Raw genomic sequence first — 2235 nt, 5'->3', positions numbered from 1 at the left:
GCCGAGGCGGCCGACCGCTCGAACTCACCCCGCCGCACGAAGCCGGTCGACTCAATCGATGCGGATGCGGGCACCGAGGACCCGCAGACTCCGCGGGAATCGGACTGAACATCGAGTTCTGGACCAGTCATCGGGTTCAAACTCGAGTACCTGTTCAGAACCCGATTGAACCGGCCCCACGTCAACGCTCGGGCCGACCGGGGTCAGGCACTCAACGGGCCGGGAATGCAGAAGTGCCGCAACCTCGCCTGAGCGATGCTGCGGCACTTTCCCATGGTCGGGATAGCGGGATTCGAACCCACGACCTCCTCGTCCCGAACGAGGCGCGCTACCAAGCTGCGCTATATCCCGTGACCAGGAACTACTATAGCGATGGGAACGCGATCTGAAAAATCGGGACGGTCCACTTCGGAAGAATGAAAGGTATGTCTCATTGGCACTGACAGCCGAAAGCATCACCACCACTGCTCTGACCATCCTGTCGCACTACGGTCTCGGCGATCTGTCCATGCGCCGACTCGCCCGTGAACTCGAGGTTCAGCCCTCGGCGCTGTACTGGCACGTCAAGGACAAACAGTCCCTTCTCATCCTCATCTCCCGCCGCCTCAAGGCCGAAGTCGATGCCCTCAGTCCCGCCGTCACGGATCCACTCGCCGCGGCCATGTCGCTGCGCGAGGTGCTGCTGAAATACCGCGACGGAGCCGAGATCGTGCTGCTCGGCTATTCCATCGCACCGGCAGACGTCACGCCTGAAGCTTTGGCAGCCGATCGGCTGGGTGCCGAACTCTCTCACGGAATCCTCACGCTCACGCTCGGCGCCGTGGCCGTCGAACAGAACCGCAGGCTCTTCGCGATCGACCCCGCCGCTGCGGCAGAGAATTTCGCCGCCAATGCCTCACTCCTGCTGCGATCTTCCCGGTGACCGCCTTGACCGGCACACTCATCGCCGTCGATCCCGTTTCGCCGCTCACCTCCGGATGTGGCATACTGATCAAGCGCTGTCGCAGTCGACGACGACGCAGGTGGGGCCTATAGCTCAGTTGGCTAGAGCATCTCGTTTACACCGAGAGGGTCGGGGGTTCGAGTCCCTCTGGGCCCACCGTCAAGGCATCCCGTGTTCACGGGGTGCCTTTTCCATATTCCGACCCAACTCACCAGCCCAGATCGGCACGTCCGATCCACGCAGGTCCGACCCCGCCGCCCCGAACCTCGCCGAGGCGACCACGGGGTCGATCACCCCCTGTCGATCTCCGTGCGGATCGTGAGCAGGAACGCCGCATCGGTCAACGCCTCCACCGAGTGCTTCTGCCCGGGAATGGCGATGAGTTCTCCCGCACCCAGTTCCCATGATTCGTCGGCAGTCACCACCCGCACCCGGCCCGTGACGACGTGCAACGTCGCTTCCGGTGGAGAATCATGTTCTGCGAGTTCTGCACCCGCTCGCAGAGTGAGCAGGGCCTGCCGAAGATAGGTTCCGACGAAGACACCCTTGGCGGCCCTTCCGCTGCGTGCCCCTCGCGCCTTCTCCAACAGCTCTGCGCTGAGGGTCTCCAGGTTCTGTGCGGACGCTTGTTCGGTCATCGTGAATTCCTTCCTCAGTGGTGTACAGCTCGGAGGCTTGCTTCCTTCCTCAGCGTAATCTCGATTTCCTACTGTGGTGATAGCTTCGAAGAGGAATCAGCGAAGCGACTGAAAGGCGCGCCGTGGCAGACGAACCCGTCATCGATGTCCGGACCATACCGAAGCCGGAGCGGCATCCGCTCATCATCAGAGCGTATGAGGAACTCGAGATCGGCACCGGCCTGATCCTCATCAATGATCACCCACCCGAGGGTCTGCGTGCGGAGTTGGTCCGCGAGTTCGCCGGTGCGGTCGGTTGGGAGCCGTTGGAGAGCACAGAGGGTGAAGCTCGGGTGCGCATCGTCCGTCGCGCCGGCACACCGGCCCCTCGCGTGGTCCTCGACGTCACCGAACTCAGCGATACCGCCGAGGACTCCGGATCCGTCTGGCAGCTGCCGGCACAGCGCCGTGACCTCGACGCGAATGTCATCGTGCTGGCCCCGGGTGGTGAGATCCGCGAACATACCGGTCCGTCTCTCGACGTCCTCATCCACATCCTCGCCGGTGCGGGCACTCTTGAGACCGAAACGGGAACGATCGACCTGTCCCCCGGTCAGATCGTATGGCTGCCCCGTAAGTCCCGCCGTCGATTCCTGGCCGACGCCGAGGCGGGAC

At 63.4% G+C, this 2235-nt stretch carries 3 protein-coding genes and 2 tRNA genes; 3 read left to right on the top strand and 2 right to left on the bottom strand.

Annotated features, from left to right (window positions below; genetic code table 11):
* Nucleotides 1–274 precede the first annotated feature (274 nt).
* Nucleotides 275–351, bottom strand: a tRNA-Pro gene (locus AD89_RS0115225).
* An 82-nt stretch (nucleotides 352–433) separates the two neighbouring features.
* On the opposite strand from AD89_RS0115225, the gene AD89_RS19430 reads away from it, so the two are divergent.
* Entirely contained in the window at nucleotides 434–922 is a 489-nt protein-coding gene (locus AD89_RS19430; protein WP_025780313.1) for a TetR family transcriptional regulator, read from the top strand.
* A 103-nt stretch (nucleotides 923–1025) separates the two neighbouring features.
* Nucleotides 1026–1099 (top strand) — tRNA-Val (locus tag AD89_RS0115215).
* A gap of 134 nt (nucleotides 1100–1233) precedes the next feature.
* On the opposite strand, the gene AD89_RS0115210 is transcribed toward AD89_RS0115215, so the two are convergent.
* A complete protein-coding gene (locus AD89_RS0115210) occupies nucleotides 1234–1581 on the bottom strand; it encodes a cupin domain-containing protein (RefSeq protein ID WP_025780311.1) in 348 nt (115 codons plus the stop codon).
* A gap of 122 nt (nucleotides 1582–1703) precedes the next feature.
* Between AD89_RS0115210 and AD89_RS0115205 the strand changes: the two genes are divergently transcribed.
* The coding region (locus tag AD89_RS0115205) for a DUF2249 domain-containing protein (protein ID WP_025780309.1) at nucleotides 1704–2235 on the top strand (532 nt) is incomplete at its 3' end.

This window comes from Brevibacterium sp. VCM10, from assembly GCF_000583215.1.
In the GTDB taxonomy this organism is placed as follows: Bacteria; Actinomycetota; Actinomycetes; order Actinomycetales; family Brevibacteriaceae; genus Brevibacterium; species Brevibacterium linens.
This window is presented reverse-complemented; position numbering and strand designations above follow the sequence as displayed.